This is a genomic window from Streptomyces sp. NPDC002669 (assembly GCF_042889165.1).
Lineage (GTDB): Bacteria > Actinomycetota > Actinomycetes > Streptomycetales > Streptomycetaceae > Streptomyces.
Genome location: NZ_JBIAQQ010000020.1, coordinates 118955 through 133336 on the forward strand (window position 1 = coordinate 118955; position 14382 = coordinate 133336).

General features: G+C 70.2%; 16 protein-coding genes. 7 read left to right on the plus strand and 9 right to left on the minus strand.

The features are described 5' to 3' along the window. Nucleotides 1-183: 183 nt before the first annotated feature. From dapF to miaA, 3 genes are all read right to left on the minus strand, one after another. Nucleotides 184-1056 carry a diaminopimelate epimerase gene (gene dapF / locus ACFYW1_RS26795; protein WP_388998276.1) on the minus strand — a complete coding sequence of 291 codons (873 nt, stop codon included), beginning with the start codon at nucleotides 1054-1056 and terminating at the stop codon, nucleotides 184-186. 106 nt (nucleotides 1057-1162) lie between these two features. After that, a complete protein-coding gene (locus ACFYW1_RS26800) occupies nucleotides 1163-1603 on the minus strand; it encodes a hypothetical protein (RefSeq protein ID WP_388998403.1) in 441 nt (146 codons plus the stop codon). Between the two features lie 106 nt (nucleotides 1604-1709). Continuing rightward, nucleotides 1710-2648 (minus strand): tRNA (adenosine(37)-N6)-dimethylallyltransferase MiaA, encoded by a 939-nt coding sequence (miaA, locus tag ACFYW1_RS26805; RefSeq protein WP_388998280.1) that lies wholly within the window; start codon nucleotides 2646-2648, stop codon nucleotides 1710-1712. Nucleotides 2649-2835: 187 nt separating this feature from the next. Between miaA and ACFYW1_RS26810 the strand changes: the two genes are divergently transcribed. After that, nucleotides 2836-3072 carry an antitoxin gene (locus tag ACFYW1_RS26810; protein ID WP_148839779.1) on the plus strand — a complete coding sequence of 79 codons (237 nt, stop codon included), beginning with the start codon at nucleotides 2836-2838 and terminating at the stop codon, nucleotides 3070-3072. Between the two features lie 137 nt (nucleotides 3073-3209). Here the strand turns inward: ACFYW1_RS26810 and ACFYW1_RS26815 are convergent, their stop codons facing one another. From ACFYW1_RS26815 to ACFYW1_RS26830, 4 genes are all read right to left on the minus strand, one after another. Then, the gene (locus ACFYW1_RS26815) at nucleotides 3210-3923 is read right to left on the minus strand and encodes a class III extradiol dioxygenase subunit B-like domain-containing protein (protein ID WP_388998283.1); all 714 of its coding nucleotides are present in this window, start codon (nucleotides 3921-3923) and stop codon (nucleotides 3210-3212) included. A 74-nt stretch (nucleotides 3924-3997) separates the two neighbouring features. After that, nucleotides 3998-5527 carry a tRNA (N6-isopentenyl adenosine(37)-C2)-methylthiotransferase MiaB gene (miaB, locus tag ACFYW1_RS26820; protein WP_388998286.1) on the minus strand — a complete coding sequence of 510 codons (1530 nt, stop codon included), beginning with the start codon at nucleotides 5525-5527 and terminating at the stop codon, nucleotides 3998-4000. A gap of 122 nt (nucleotides 5528-5649) precedes the next feature. Then, nucleotides 5650-6003, minus strand: coding sequence for a hypothetical protein (locus tag ACFYW1_RS26825; protein WP_388998289.1), 354 nt, complete (start codon nucleotides 6001-6003; stop codon nucleotides 5650-5652). A gap of 147 nt (nucleotides 6004-6150) precedes the next feature. After that, nucleotides 6151-6576 (minus strand): DUF4345 domain-containing protein, encoded by a 426-nt coding sequence (locus tag ACFYW1_RS26830; protein WP_388998292.1) that lies wholly within the window; start codon nucleotides 6574-6576, stop codon nucleotides 6151-6153. 99 nt (nucleotides 6577-6675) lie between these two features. On the opposite strand from ACFYW1_RS26830, the gene ACFYW1_RS26835 reads away from it, so the two are divergent. Next, nucleotides 6676-7284 (plus strand): TetR/AcrR family transcriptional regulator, encoded by a 609-nt coding sequence (locus ACFYW1_RS26835; RefSeq protein WP_388998295.1) that lies wholly within the window; start codon nucleotides 6676-6678, stop codon nucleotides 7282-7284. Nucleotides 7285-7386: 102 nt separating this feature from the next. Continuing rightward, the gene (locus ACFYW1_RS26840) at nucleotides 7387-8385 is read left to right on the plus strand and encodes a TAXI family TRAP transporter solute-binding subunit (protein WP_388998298.1); all 999 of its coding nucleotides are present in this window, start codon (nucleotides 7387-7389) and stop codon (nucleotides 8383-8385) included. Nucleotides 8386-8537: 152 nt separating this feature from the next. On the opposite strand, the gene ACFYW1_RS26845 is transcribed toward ACFYW1_RS26840, so the two are convergent. Next, complete coding sequence (locus ACFYW1_RS26845; RefSeq protein ID WP_388998301.1) at nucleotides 8538-9932, minus strand: sensor histidine kinase; 1395 nt, start codon at nucleotides 9930-9932, stop codon at nucleotides 8538-8540. 15 nt (nucleotides 9933-9947) lie between these two features. Beyond that, entirely contained in the window at nucleotides 9948-10640 is a 693-nt protein-coding gene (locus tag ACFYW1_RS26850; protein WP_384217358.1) for a response regulator transcription factor, read from the minus strand. A 378-nt stretch (nucleotides 10641-11018) separates the two neighbouring features. Here ACFYW1_RS26850 and ACFYW1_RS26855 point away from each other — a divergent pair, with 378 nt between their 5' ends. The 4 genes from ACFYW1_RS26855 (at nucleotide 11019) to ACFYW1_RS26870 (ending at nucleotide 14375) form a co-directional block, all read left to right on the plus strand. Further along, entirely contained in the window at nucleotides 11019-11804 is a 786-nt protein-coding gene (locus ACFYW1_RS26855; protein ID WP_388998305.1) for an amino acid ABC transporter ATP-binding protein, read from the plus strand. 97 nt (nucleotides 11805-11901) lie between these two features. After that, on the plus strand, nucleotides 11902-12738 hold the full coding sequence (locus ACFYW1_RS26860; RefSeq protein WP_388998308.1) for a glutamate ABC transporter substrate-binding protein: 837 nt from the start codon (nucleotides 11902-11904) through the stop codon (nucleotides 12736-12738). Between the two features lie 75 nt (nucleotides 12739-12813). Next, on the plus strand, nucleotides 12814-13479 hold the full coding sequence (locus ACFYW1_RS26865) for an amino acid ABC transporter permease (protein WP_388998311.1): 666 nt from the start codon (nucleotides 12814-12816) through the stop codon (nucleotides 13477-13479). Further along, nucleotides 13476-14375, plus strand: a complete 900-nt coding sequence (locus ACFYW1_RS26870) for an amino acid ABC transporter permease (RefSeq protein WP_388998314.1) — start codon at nucleotides 13476-13478, stop codon at nucleotides 14373-14375. The genes ACFYW1_RS26865 and ACFYW1_RS26870 overlap by 4 nt, the downstream gene beginning before the upstream one ends. Nucleotides 14376-14382: the final 7 nt, after the last annotated feature.

Consider the following 14382-nt stretch of genomic DNA (forward strand, 5'->3'; position numbering starts at 1 on the left):
CACGTGGCGGAGACCCGCTCTCGCCCAGCGTGAAACGGATCACCCATTCGAGCGAAGCTCCGAGGGCTTCTGTCGGGGCCATGGAGCGCTTTTGACCGCGTTCGACCAATACTTCGGGCCCTTCGCCCGGAACGGGACGGGCCGGTTCCACGAGAATCCGGCCCGCCCCGGGCGGGGCAACTGCTAGCCGAGCGCCGCTTCGAGCCAGGCGGGGTCGATGAGGCCCTCGGCGACGATCGTGGCCGGTCCGGTCATCTCGACCTCGCCGTCCGGCCGTTCGGTGATCACGAGGGTGCCGCCGGGCAGATCGACCGTGTACGTGACGGGGGTTCCGGTCTCGGCGGGGTCCATGCCGTCCCGGCGGGCGGCGGCGACGGCCACGGCGCAGGCGCCGGTGCCGCAGGAGCGCGTCTCGCCCGAGCCGCGCTCGTGGACCCGCATCGCGACGTGGCGCGGGCCGCGGTCCACGACGAACTCGATGTTGACGCCGTCGGGGTAGACGGCGGCGGGACTGTAGGGCGGCACCGAGGTCAGCGGGCCGGCGTGTGCCAGGTCCTCGACGAAGGCCACCGCATGGGGGTTGCCCATGTTCACGTTGCGGGCGGGCCAGCTGCGGCCGTCCAGGCTGACCGTCACGCCTTCCCCGGGAAGGCGGGCGCGCCCCATGGAGACCGTGACGTCACCGTTCTTGGCGAGGTGCACCCGCTTCACGCCGCCCCTGGTCGCGATGGCGAGGTCGCCCTCCTCGACGTGTCCGGCACGCTGCAGGAAACGGGCGAAGACCCGCACCCCGTTGCCGCACATCTCGGCGACCGAACCGTCGGCGTTGCGGTAGTCCATGAACCACTCGGCCTCGGCCGCCATGGCCCGCGCCTCGGGGTGCGCGGAGGACCGTACGGCGTGCAGCAGGCCGTCGCCGCCGATGCCGGCCCGGCGGTCGCAGAGGCGGGCGACGAGGTCCGGGGGCAGGTCGACGGCGTTGTCCGGGTCGGGCACGATCACGAAGTCGTTCTCGGTGCCGTGACCCTTGAGGAAGGCGATCTGGGAGGTGCTCACGGATCAACTGTACGAAACGGGCCGGACGGCTGCCGGGGTCGTCCGGCCCCCGGACGCGGGGGCCGGTGTCCCGGTGAGGAGCGGGGGCCGGTCCGCGGCCCGGGCCTCAGTGGCGGAGCCTCGCCACACGCCAGACGGCCAGGGCGACCAGCGAGACGCCCACGAGCACGTACAGCGCGATCATCCGCCAGTCGGCCCGCTCGCCCGAGCCCTTCTTGGGCAGGCCGGGCCAGGTGTATCCCACCCGGCGGGCGGCCATCATGCCCCAGCCCGCGGCGCAGCAGCTGATCAGCAGGCCGAGCATGGCCACCACCGCGCCGCCGTCGCCGAACTCGAAGGCCAGCGGGAAGGCGAACATCAGCGATCCCACCGCGGCGAGCATGACGATCGGCGCGAGCTGCCAGATCCGCATTCGGCGCGCGGGGCGCAGCTCGACCTCGACCTCGGGGGTCGCTTCGAGCTCATCGGGCCCGTCGGGGCTCAGTCCCGGTGCCCCGTGCAGGGTGTCCGGTGTGTCCTGTTCAGTGTCGCGAGGGCCGGCCTCCATCGCCACGCGCCCTCCCAACTCGGACCTCACTGTCGATCGATGCTCGATGATGGCACGCTCCGGGGCACCGAAATGACGGGCAGGGCTTCCCGATGCCATCACGTGATCAGGCTGTAACCGCTCGTTCGATCAACGCCAGCGCCAGGTGCGGGAGTTCCCCCCGGTCCCGGGCGGCACCGCTCAGCCACCGGACCCGCGGGTCCCGGCGGAACCACGAGTCCTGACGGCGGGCGAACCGTTTGGTGGCGCGGACGGTCTCGGCGCGCGCCTCGTCCTCGGTGCATTCCCCGGCCAGCGCGGCCAGCACCTGCTGGTAGCCCAGCGCCCGGGCGGCGGTCCGGCCCTCGCGCAGCCCGCGCGCCTCCAGGGCGCGCACCTCGTCCACGAGCCCGGCCTCCCACATCCGGTCGACCCGCCGGGCGATGCGTTCGTCGAGTTCGGGGCGGGCCACGTCGACACCGATCTGGACGGTGTCGTACACCGCGTCGTCGCCGGGGAGATTGGCGGTGAAGGGCTTGCCCGTGATCTCGATGACCTCCAGGGCCCGGACGATCCGGCGGCCGTTGCTCGGCAGGATGGCCCGGCCCGCTTCGGGGTCGGCGGCGGTGAGCCGGGCGTGCAGGACCCCGGAGCCGCGCTCCACCAGCTCCTCCTCCAGCCTGGCCCGCACCTCGGGATCGGTGCCGGGGAACTCCAGGGCGTCGATGGCGCCCTTCACGTAGAGCCCGGAGCCGCCGACCAGGACGGGGGTGCGGCCCGCGGCGAGCAGCCGGTCGATCTCGGCGCGGGCCAGCCGCTGGTACTCGGCCACGCTCGCGGTCTCGGTGACGTCCCAGATGTCCAGCAGGTGGTGCGGAACCGACCCGCGTTCCGGAAGCGTCAGCTTCGCGGTGCCGATGTCCATCCCCCGGTAGAGCTGCATGGAGTCGGCATTGACCACCTCGCCGTCGAGCTGCCGAGCAAGAAATACCCCCAGATCGGACTTTCCGGCCGCAGTGGGGCCGACGACGGTGATGACCCGCAGTGCGGGAGCTGAGCTACTCACCGCCCCAGTCTCGCAAACCCTGGCACCTGATCCCAACGAGTGAGGGAGGAGCGACACTGCGCGACGCCCGAGCCCCTGCCGGACGAAACGCTTCCACTTTCGCCCCAGTAGAATTCGAAGTGAATGTGGGCGTTTTTCCCCTTTGGGGAAGCGCCCGACCCCAGTTCCCCAGCAGGGAAGGTGCCCGATGGGCTTCCTGGACAATCTGAAGGCCAAGCTGAGCCCCGCCAAGGACAAGGTCGGCGAACTCGCGCATCAGCACGGGGACAAGATCGACCAAGGGCTCGACAAGGCCGCACGGGCGGTCGATCAAAAGACCAAGGGCAAGTACAGCGACAAGATCGAGTCCGGTACGCGGAAGGCCAAGGACGCGGTCGAGCGCCTGTCCCACAAGGACGAGGGTGGTACGCCGCCCGCTTCCTGATCATGCACTGAATCAAGCCGGAGGGCGGCCGTACGGCGATACCGTGCGGCCGCCCGCCGCGGTTCGGAGCCGCCGGGCCGGGGCCGCGCCCGTTCGGGGTCGAGGGCCGGGGGCAGCGTCCGTTCGGGGCGGGTGGCTCAGGACCACGCCGCGACGAGGTACCCCACGCCGTACGGGGCGTCGTCGTACAGCAGCCGTCCGCCCAGGCCCGCGCCTTGCGCCGCCCCCGCGAGCACCTGCCAGGGGGCCCGGCCCGCCGCCTTCAGCTCGTACGCCAGCCCCTCGTCCAGCGCGAGCAGCGCGTCGGGGTCCGCCGCGCCCAGTGCACGGGCGGCGGCCGCGTCGAACACCTCGGCCCGTTCGTCCAGGTAGCCCGGGGCCTTGAGCGTGCGGCAGGCGCTGCCGTCGCCCAGCACGAGCAGCGCCACCCGCTCCGTCCGGTCGGCCAGCTTCCGACCGGTCTCCGCACAACGGCCGGTTTCGAGCGGTTCCCCCACGCCCAGCCCCTCGACCGGCGCAGCGGTCCATTCCGTGCGGGCGAGCAGCCAGGCGCCGACGGAGAGGGACGGCGGGAGCGGGTTCGCTCCCGCCGGCGCGAGGTCGCGCCCGAGCCGTACGCCGAGGTCGACGCCGAAGTCCCCGAAGGTGCCGGTGGCTCCCTCGGGGTGCGGCCCGCGGCCCGCACGGTCCGCCGGGCCGATCACGACCAGCAGTTCGGGGCGTGCCGCGGCGAGCACGCCGAGGGCCTCGGCACAGGCGTCCCGCAGGGCGTCGAGCTCGGGGGCGGCCCCGGCGGCGACCTCGGGCACCAGCAGGGGCGGGCAGGGGCAGACAGCGGCGGCGACAAGCATGGTGGGCAGCGTACTGCTTGGGCCCGGCGCACCGGTCGGCCGCCGTCGTCCACCGGACGGCCGTCGGCCCGGGGTCAGTCGCAGCCGCAGCCGGGGGCCGCCGCGGCGGGCAGCGGCGCCGGAGCCCCGATGCCGGGCAGGCCCAGCATCACCCCGGCCGGCTTGGCGGCCTCGGCCGCGTTGCGCTTCTCCCAGGCGTCCCCGGCCCGGGTCCGCCGCACGGCCACCGGGGCGCCCTCGGCAAGGAGGTGGTGCGGTGCCGCGTAGGTGATCTCGACGGTCACCACGTCGCCCGGCCGCACGTCCTCGTCCGGCTTGGTGAAGTGGACCAGGCGGTTGTCGGGGGCGCGGCCGGAGAGGCGGTGGGTCGCACCGTCCTTGCGGCCCTCGCCCTCCGCGACCATGATCTCCAGCGTCCGGCCGACCTGCTTCTTGTTCTCCTCCCAGGAGATCTCCTCCTGGAGGGCGGACAGGCGCATGTACCGCTCCTGGACGACCTCCTTGGGGATCTGGTCCGCCATCTCGGCGGCCGGTGTCCCGGGGCGCTTGGAGTACTGGAAGGTGAAGGCGTTGGCGAAGCGCGCCTCGCGGACCGCGTGCATGGTCTGCTCGAAGTCCTCCTCGGTCTCACCGGGGAAGCCCACGATGATGTCGGTGGAGATCGCGGCGTCCGGCATCGCGGCGCGCACCTTCTCGATGATGCCGAGGAAACGCTCCTGCCGGTACGAGCGCCGCATCGACTTGAGGATCGCGTCCGAGCCCGACTGCATCGGCATGTGGAGCTGGGGCATCACGTTGGGCGTCTCGGCCATGGCCGCGATCACGTCGTCCGTGAAGTCGCGGGGGTGCGGGGAGGTGAAGCGGACCCGCTCCAGTCCCTCGATCTTCCCGCAGGCACGCAGCAGCTTGGAGAACGCCTCGCGGTCGCCGATGTCGGAGCCGTACGCGTTCACGTTCTGGCCGAGCAGGGTGATCTCCGAGACGCCCTCGGCGACCAGTGCCTCGATCTCGGCGAGGATGTCGCCGGTGCGGCGGTCCTTCTCCTTGCCGCGGAGCGCCGGGACGATGCAGAAGGTGCAGGTGTTGTTGCAGCCGACGGAGATGGAGACCCACGCAGCGTAGGCGGACTCGCGGCGGGTGGGGAGGGTGGAGGGGAACGCCTCCAGGGATTCGGCGATCTCGATCTGCGCCTCCTCCTGGACCCGGGCGCGCTCCAGCAGCACCGGCAGCTTGCCGATGTTGTGCGTGCCGAAGACGACGTCGACCCACGGGGCCCGCTCGACGATGGTGTCGCGGTCCTTCTGCGCCAGGCAGCCGCCGACGGCGATCTGCATGCCGGGCCGCTTCGTCTTCATCGGGGCGAGCCGGCCGAGGTTGCCGTAGAGCTTGTTGTCGGCGTTCTCCCGCACCGCGCAGGTGTTGAAGACCACGACGTCGGCGTCGCCGTCGGAACCCTCGTCCGCACGGACGTAACCCGCGCCCTCCAGCAGCCCCGACAGCCGCTCGGAGTCGTGGACGTTCATCTGGCACCCGTAGGTGCGGACTTCGTAGGTCTTGGGTCCCTCGACGCTCACTGCGGGGCTCCGGTCGCTGCTGCTGGTCATGCCCACAAGGGTAGGCGGTCCGGGGAGGGCCCCCGCCGCCTCGGGCCGGGACGCCGTCGGCGCCCGTGCGGCGGGGCACGGGAGAGGAGGAGAGTTGGCGGGCCCCCTCCCCCGGCCCGGTGTCAGCGGAACTCGTGGATCAACTGGATCTCGCCGACGATATGGGTATTGAACTCGTCGAGCTCCTCGGCCGGGACCCAGAGTTCGAGGATCGTCCGCCCGCCCGCCTGCCGGACGGGATAACGGCTCAGGAAGTCCGACTCGACCTCGAACCGGGTGACGAAACCGGCACCGTCGTGCTTCACGTTCCAGTCCCGGGCGATCATGATCGCGTACTCCTCGTCGAGGACCGGGTAGAAGATCGGCTGCTCGGGGAGCCGGGGCGGCCACGCCCGCCAGTTCAGCTCCCGGACCAGCTCCAGCTCCTTGGGGCCGGTGGGGCGCCACAGGGTCGTCGTCGCTTGTCCGCTGGTCATGGTCATCACTTTCGGAATGCGGGAAACCGCTGGTACGGCGGTCCGGGAGCCGGACGATACCGGCCCCGCGAACGCGACGGCCACGAGGTTTCCCCGGCGCGGACCGCCCACCGCCCACGCGAAGCCGCCCCGCCCGGTGCGCGGCCGTCAGGCGTCCGCGTCCCGCACCCGCGCCGCTCTCTGCTCCGCCTCCGCGCGTTCCCCCGCGTCCGCGAGCAGGAGGAGCACCGGCGCCAGCACCAGTTCGACGACCGCCAGCACCACCTGGAACCAGTGCGGCCACCCGTGCACGGCCAGCGACAGCACCCGCCCCACCGCCCCGAGCAGGAACACCCCGGCCAGCCACCGGACCGCCGTCGCGGGAATCGGCGACTGCCGGGCCGCCCAGAGCCAACCGAGGCCGTATCCGGCGAAGACCGCGCCGAAGAACCGCCCGAGGCTGTCGATCGTCGGACCGGCCGAGCCCTCGCCCGGGATCGCGGCGTTCCCGAGCAGTACGTGGAAGAGCCCGATCGCCACACAGGCGTACCCCATCGCCAGCCCGAGCCCCCGGAGCACCTTGTCCCTGGACACGATCCACCATCCCCCTTCTTCTGCCGCCCGACGCCTTACTGGACACACGTCTACTAGGCTACGGCCATCCAGTAGACGCGTGTCAAGTAACATGGGCGAGTGCCTCCCCGTCAGCGACTCGATCCCGCCGAACGACGCGCCCAGCTCCTCGCCGTCGCCGCGGAGCTCTTCGCCGCGCACCCGTACGACGACGTCCTGATGGAAGGGGTCGCCGAGCGGGCCGGCGTCTCCCGCGCGCTGCTCTACCAGCACTTCCCCAGCAAGCGCGATCTCTTCGCCGTCCTCTATCAGCAGGTGGCCGGTGAGCTGCTCGCCAGGAGCCGTTTCGACCCCTCCGACACCCTCGTCGAGCAGCTCGCCGAGGGCCTGGACGCCCACATCGAGTACTTCGTGGAGAACCGCAACACCGTCCTGGCCGCGAACCGGGTGCTGGCGGGCGACCGGCTGATCCAGACGATCATGAACGACGAGCTCGACGCCCTGCGCGAGCGGCTGCTCGGCGTCCTCCCGCTCGCCGACGACGACGCCCGGAAGGCCGTGTCGGGTGTCTTGAAAAGCTGGCTGGTATTCGTCCAGGTGCTGTGCGTGGACTGGCTCACCGAGGAGACCTGCAGCCGTACCGAACTGCGCGACGTGTGCATCGGCGCCGTGCTGGGCGCCATCAGGCCGCTTCTCGACGAGGACCCCGCCCCCGACTGGCCCCGCTGACGGCGGACCCCGGCGGAAACCGTGAGAGCTGATGACGGCACTCGGCGGAAACAGTGAGATCGGCCCTGGTCATCGCCGGGACGGGCTGGCAGGATCGCCGCCATGTTCCAGGCTCTTTCCCGCATCGGCAGGCGCCGCGCCCTCCAGGCGTGCGCCGCCCTCGTCGTCGTGCTCGGGCTGCTGCTGTGGTGGCTGCTCCCGCTCGGGCCGTCGCAGCCGACGGGAACCCTGACCTTCAGCACCGGCGTGCGCAGCGGGGTCTACCAGCGCTACGGCGAACGGCTCAGGGGGGACCTCGCCAAGGACCTGCCCCATGTGTCGATACGGCTGCAGACCAGTGAGGGTTCGCAGCAGAACATCGAGCGGGTGGCCTCCGGGAAGGCCGACTTCACCATCGCCACCACCGACGCCCTCTCCACCTATCTGCACAGCGGCAAGCCCGGCGCCGACCTGCTGCGGGGCTGCGTGCGGCTGTACGACGACTACATCCAGCTGGTCGTGCCCCGGGACTCGGGGGTACGCAAGGTCTCGGACCTGCGCGGCAAGCGCGTCGGGGTGGGGCAGCAGGGTTCGGGGGTGCGCCTGGTCGCCGACCGGGTGCTGGCGGCGGCCGGTCTCGATCCCGAGGACGACGTGACACCGGTTCCCTCCGGTATCGACACCATGCCCGAGGAGCTGGAGGACGAACGGCTCGACGCCTTCTTCTGGTCCGGCGGGCTGCCCACCACCGCCGTGCAGGAACTGGCGGGCCGGTTCCCGGTCCGGCTGGTGCCGCTGGAGGCCCGGCTGGTCGAGAAGCTCCAGGCCGCAGGCGGGTCGGCCCGTTACTACCGCTCGGCCGTGATGCCCGCGGACGCCTACCGCAACGCACAGCAGGGGCAGGCGGTGCCGACGGTCGCGGTCTCCAATGTTCTGGTGACCACAAAGCACTCGGACCCGGCGCTGACGGAGGCGTTCACCCGGACCGTGATCGACAGCCGGGACCGGATCGGGAGCGAAGTGCACGCGGCGCAGCTGGTGGATCTGCGCACGGCGATCTACACCGATCCGCTGCCGCTGCACGAAGGGGCCAGCCGCTACTACCGCTCGGTCAAACCCTGACCCCGTTCCCGCAACAACCCGTCCGAACCCGCACGCCGCCCGTTCCCGCAGCATCCCGCCCGAACCCGCACGCCGCCCGTTTCCCACACCACCCGGACCGGCACATCCCGCCCGGCCTCGCGCGTCACCCGTTCCCGCGCACCGGACCTGGTTCAGCCCTGGGGACCGTTGCGCGGCACCGAGACCGTCACGCGCAGCCCGTGCGGTTCATGGGCCGCGTAGCCGATCGAACCGCCCCCCGCGGCCAGCAGCGCCTGCGAGATGGACAGCCCCAGACCCGATCCCTGGATGTTCTGGTGCTGGGTGCTGCGCCAGAACCGGTCCCCGACGCGCTCCATCTCCTGCGCCGTGAGGCCCGGTCCGCGGTCGGCGACGACGACCGTCACGTCGTCGCGGCCGGAGGCGACCGTGACGAGGACTTCCTCTCCCCCGGGGGTGAACTTCAGCGCGTTGTCGATGATGGCGTCGAGGGCGCTCGACAGCGCGATCGGATCCGCCCAGGCGGTCACCGCGGACGCGCCGTCCGCCCTGAGCCGTACCCCCTTCTCCTCGGCGACCGGCCGCCAGGACGCGACGCGTTCCGCGGTGAGCGCGCCTATGTCCGTGAGCTGCAGATCGGCCGCGGCGTGCTCGGCCAGCGCGAGGTCGAGCAGGTCGTCGAGGACCTGTCCGAGGCGTTTGCCCTCCGTGCGCACGGAGGCGATCTCCTCGTTGTCCTCGGGGAGTTCGAGCGCGAGGAGTTCGATCCGCAGCAGCAGCGCGGCGAGGGGGTTGCGCAGCTGGTGCGAGGCGTCGGCGACGAAGGCGCGCTGCTGCTCCAGCACGGTCTCGACGTTGTCGGCCATCTCGTTGAACGAACGGGCCAGGCGTCTGAGTTCCGGTGGGCCGCCGGAGGACACCACCCTGGACCGCATGCGTCCGCTGGCGATGTCGTGGGTGGCCGCGTCCAGGGTCCGTACCGGCAGCAGGACCCAGCCGGTGAGGCGGATCGCGGCGCCGACGGCCACCAGCATCGCGACCGCCTCGCCGGCCGCGATCAGCAGCCAGCCGCGGAGCGTGCGCGAACGCATCCCGTCGGTGGGCGAGTCGAGGACCACGACGGCGACGACGTCGCCGTCCCGCACGACGGGCGACGCGACGACGATCCGGCCGTCCTGCCACGGCCAGACCTGCGGCGGATCGTGGCTGCGCCGCCCCAGGAGGGCTTCCTTGAACGCCTCGCGGCCCGCGCCGTCGATGGGGAGCTGCCAGGTCGCCGGGGCCTTCGCCATGGCCCGGTCGTCCCGGTAGAGGACGCCGGCGCGGATGCCGTACACCGATGCGTAGGTGTCGAGTTCGTTGCGCAGGGTGCGCCGGCGCTCGTCGTGTCCGGCCGTCGGCTCGGTGATGAACTGGGCGAGCGCGGCGAAGCGCGCCGTGTCGTCGATGCGGTCGATGACGACGCGCTGCTGCTGGGCGGCGGCCACGCTGACGGCAAGCGGGAAACCGAGGGCGAGCAGCACGCCCGCCATGAGGATGATGAGCAGGGGAAGGAGCCGGGTGCGCACCTGGGACGTACGCCCTTACGCGGTCGGGGCGACGAGGCGGTAGCCGACCCCGCGCACCGTCTCGATCAGTGCGGGCAGCCGCAGTTTGGAACGCAGGGACGCGACGTGCACTTCGAGCGTGCGTCCCGTGCCCTCCCAGCTGGTGCGCCACACCTCGCTGATGATCTGCTCCCGGCGGAACACCACTCCGGGGCGCTGGGCGAGCAGTGCGAGCAGGTCGAACTCCTTGCGGGTGAGCTGGACCTCCGCCCCGTCGACGCTGACCCGGCGGGTCGGGAGCTCGATGTGGACGTGTCCGAGGCGCAGCGCGGCGACGGGCGTGGGCACGGTGTCCTCGCCCACCGTGTTGCGCCGGCTGACCGCGTGGATGCGGGCGAGGAGCTCGCCGGTGTCGTACGGCTTGACCACGTAGTCGTCGGCGCCGAGGTTGAGACCGTGGATCCGCGACCGGACGTCGGAGCGCGCGGTCACCATGATCACCGGGGTGGAGGTGCGCTTGCGGATCTTCCCGCACACCTCGTAACCGTCCTGGTCGGGCAGGCCGAGGTCGAGGAGCACGACGCCGAACGGCTCCGTGTCCGCGGGCAGCAGCGCCTGGAGTGCCTCCTCGCCGCTGCGCGCGTGCACGACCCGGAAGCCGTGCCGGGCGAGGATCGCGGAGAGGGCGGCCGCGACATGGTTGTCATCCTCGACGAGCAGCAGTCTCATGGCCTCCCTTTCCGGGGTCGCGAGGGTCCGGGGTCGATGCGTGCCCGCGTGCCGCGGACGGGTGGATGCGTGGTGTCGGTACATGTCGGTGCGTTCTCCCGTACGCTCCCCGTCACTTCCCCGTACCGAGGCGTTTCACGTCATGGCGTACCAAGGCATCCACTCCGATGAGCGGTGTGTCAGTCAAGGGCCCGCCCACCGCATCCGGCCATCCGTTATGCACCCGGTACGCCCCGGGTCGGACGGTCCCCTCCCCGTTCACACGGTGTGTCCGGCCGCCACCGGATCGTTATCCTCAATTTCCGCTCAGATGTAATGACGGTGGTAGCACCGCGTCCCTATGGTCCTTCCAACCGAGGAGGACGGAGCAAGAAGCCGATGAGCGGAGTTTCAGTGACCAAGGGCGCCGAGGACGCCACGCCCGGGGCGAGCGACCTTGTCGTACTGAGCAACGTCAACAAGCACTTCGGCGCGCTGCATGTGCTCCAGGACATCGACCTGACCATCGCCCGTGGCGAGGTCGTGGTCGTCATCGGGCCCTCCGGGTCCGGGAAGTCCACGCTGTGCCGCACGATCAACCGCTTGGAGACGATCGACTCGGGCGCCATCTCGATCGACGGCAAGCCGCTGCCCCAGGAGGGCAAGGAGCTGGCCAGGCTGCGCGCCGATGTCGGCATGGTCTTCCAGTCGTTCAATCTCTTCGCGCACAAGACGGTGCTCGAGAACGTGATGCTGGGCCAGATCAAGGTCCGCAAGACGGACAAGAAGGCGGCCGAGGACAAGGCCCGCGCGCTGCTGGACCGGGTGGGCGTGGCGACCCAGGCCGACAAGTACCCCGCCCAGCTCTCCGGGGGCCAGCAGCAGCGCGTGGCCATCGCCCGGGCGTTGGCGATGGACCCCAAGGTGATCCTCTTCGACGAGCCGACTTCCGCGCTCGACCCGGAGATGATCAACGAGGTGCTGGAGGTCATGCAGCAGCTCGCCCGGGACGGCATGACGATGGTCGTCGTCACGCACGAGATGGGCTTCGCCCGCTCGGCCGCGAACCGCGTCGTCTTCATGGCGGACGGAAAGATCGTCGAAGAGGCCACGCCCGACCAGTTCTTCAGCAACCCGCGCAGTGACCGGGCCAAGGACTTCCTCTCGAAGATCCTTCACCACTGATCGATCCGCACCACCGGCTTCATCACTGATCGATCCGCACCGCCGGTTCCCGGGCCGGCCGATCGCTCGTATCGCGTCAACTCTAGGGAAAATCACCATGCAGCTTCGTAAGGTCACCGCCGCCTCGGCCGCCGTGCTCGCCCTCGCCATCACCGCCACCGCCTGCGGTTCCGACAAGGAGGACGGTGGCTCGGGCGACGGCAAGAAGATCACGATCGGCATCAAGATCGACCAGCCCGGCATCGGTCTGAAGACCCCCGACGGCAAGTACGTCGGCTTCGACGTCGACGTCGCCACGTACGTCGCCAAGGAGCTCGGCTACAAGGCCGAGGACATCGTCTTCAAGGAGACCAAGAGCGCCGACCGCGAGACCGCGATCGACCGCGGCGACGTGAAGTTCATCGCCGCCTCCTACTCGATCAACGACGAGCGTCTGCAGAAGGTCGACTTCGCGGGCCCGTACCTGCTGGCCCACCAGGACATCCTGGTCCGCGCCGACGACGAAACGATCAAGTCGCCGAAGGACCTGAACTCCAAGAAGCTGTGCTCGGTCACCGGCTCGACCTCGGCGCAGAACGTCAAGGACAAGCTGGCCCCCAAGGCCCAGCTCCAGGAGTACGGCGGTTACTCCGAGTGCCTGACCGGCCTGGAGAACAAGGTCATCGACGCGCTGACCACCGACGACAGCATCCTGGCGGGCTACGCCTCGCAGAAGAACTTCCAGGGCAAGTTCAAGCTGGCCGGCTTCAAGATGACCAACGAGAACTACGGCATCGGCCTGAAGAAGGGCGACGCCGACCTCAAGAAGAAGATCAACGACGCGCTCACCAAGATGGTCTCGGACGGTTCCTGGGACAAGGCCGTGAAGGACAACTTCGGTCCGGCGAACTACAAGAACGAGCCCGCCCCGAAGATCGGCAACATCGTCAAGTGATGCAGGGCTGACCTGGCGCGCCGTCCTTGAACGACGGCGCGCCGTGCCCTCCGACACGCGGAAGCGCGGGAGATCGTGTTCGACTTTCTTGAAGGTTATGACCTGCTGGGGGCCTTCTGGGTGACGGTGCAGCTCACCGTCCTCTCCGCCCTCGGCTCCCTGATATGGGGAACGCTACTGGCCGGAATGAAGGTCAGCCCGGTCCCCCTGATGCGCGGCTTCGCCACCGCGTACGTGAACGTGGTCCGGAACATTCCGCTGACCGTGATCATCGTGTTCTCGTCGCTCGGCCTGTACCAGACCCTGGGCGTCGCCCTCGGTGCCGACGACACCGACACCATCAACTTCCGGCTGGCCGTGCTCGCCCTGGTCGCCTACACGGCCGCCTTCGTCTGCGAGGCGCTGCGCTCCGGCATCAACACGGTGCCGGTCGGCCAGGCCGAGGCGGCGCGCGCGCTCGGGCTGAGCTTCACCCAGGTACTGCGGCTGATCATTCTTCCCCAGGCGTTCCGTGCGGTGGTCAATCCCCTGTCCAACGTGCTGATCGCGCTGACGAAGAACACCACGGTCGCCTCCGCGATCGGTGTCGCCGAGGCCTCGTACCTGATGAAGGGCATGATCGAGAACGAGGCCCAGCTGATCCTGATCGCGCTGGTCTTCGCGTTCGGCTTCGTCGTCCTGACCCTCCCGACCGGCCTGATCCTCGGCTGGGTGAGCAAGAAGGTGGCGGTGAAGCGATGAGTTCCGTCCTCTACGACGCCCAGGGACCGCGCGCCAAGCAGCGCAACATCCTCTACACGGTGCTGTTCATCCTGGCCGCCGCAGGCGTGCTGTGGTGGGTCTACACCAGCCTGGACGAGAAGCACCAGCTCGACTGGGTCAAGTGGGAGCCCTTCTTCACCAGCATCCAGCCGTGGGAGACCTACATCTGGCCGGGCCTCCAGAACACGCTCAAGGCAGCGTTCTTCGCCCTGATCATCGCGTTGCCGCTGGGTGCTCTATTCGGTATCGGCAGGCTCTCGGACCACCGCTGGGTGCGGGTTCCGGCCGGAATCGTCGTGGAGCTCTTCCGCGCCATCCCGGTGCTCATCCTGATGATCGTCGCGAACGCGGTGTACGCGGAGTACACCACCATCGACACCGATGTGCGTCCGCTGTACGCCGTGGTGACCGGCTTGGTGCTGTACAACTTCTCGGTACTCGCCGAAATCGTGCGTGCCGGCATCGAGACCCTGCCGAAGGGCCAGGCGGAGGCCGCCAAGGCGCTCGGCATGCGCAAGAGCCAGGTCATGGTCTTCGTGCTGCTGCCGCAGGCGGTGACCGCCATGCTGCCGGCGATCGTCAGCCAGCTCGTCGTCATCATGAAGGACACCGCGCTCGGCGGTGCCATGATGACCTTCAGCGAGCTGCTGGCGTCGGTCCGCCCGATGAGCGCGAACTACGGTGCCAACACCATCGCGTGCTTCACCATCGTCGCTGTGATCTTCGTGCTGCTGAACTTCGCGCTCACCTCCTTCGCGAGGTGGCTGGAGCGGTGGCTCCGGCGCGCGAAGAAGAGCAAGGGCACCGCTCCGGGGGGCGCATCACCGACCGTCGGTGAGCCGTCGCTCATCGCCGATGAGGGACACGCCGCCTGACGGCCCG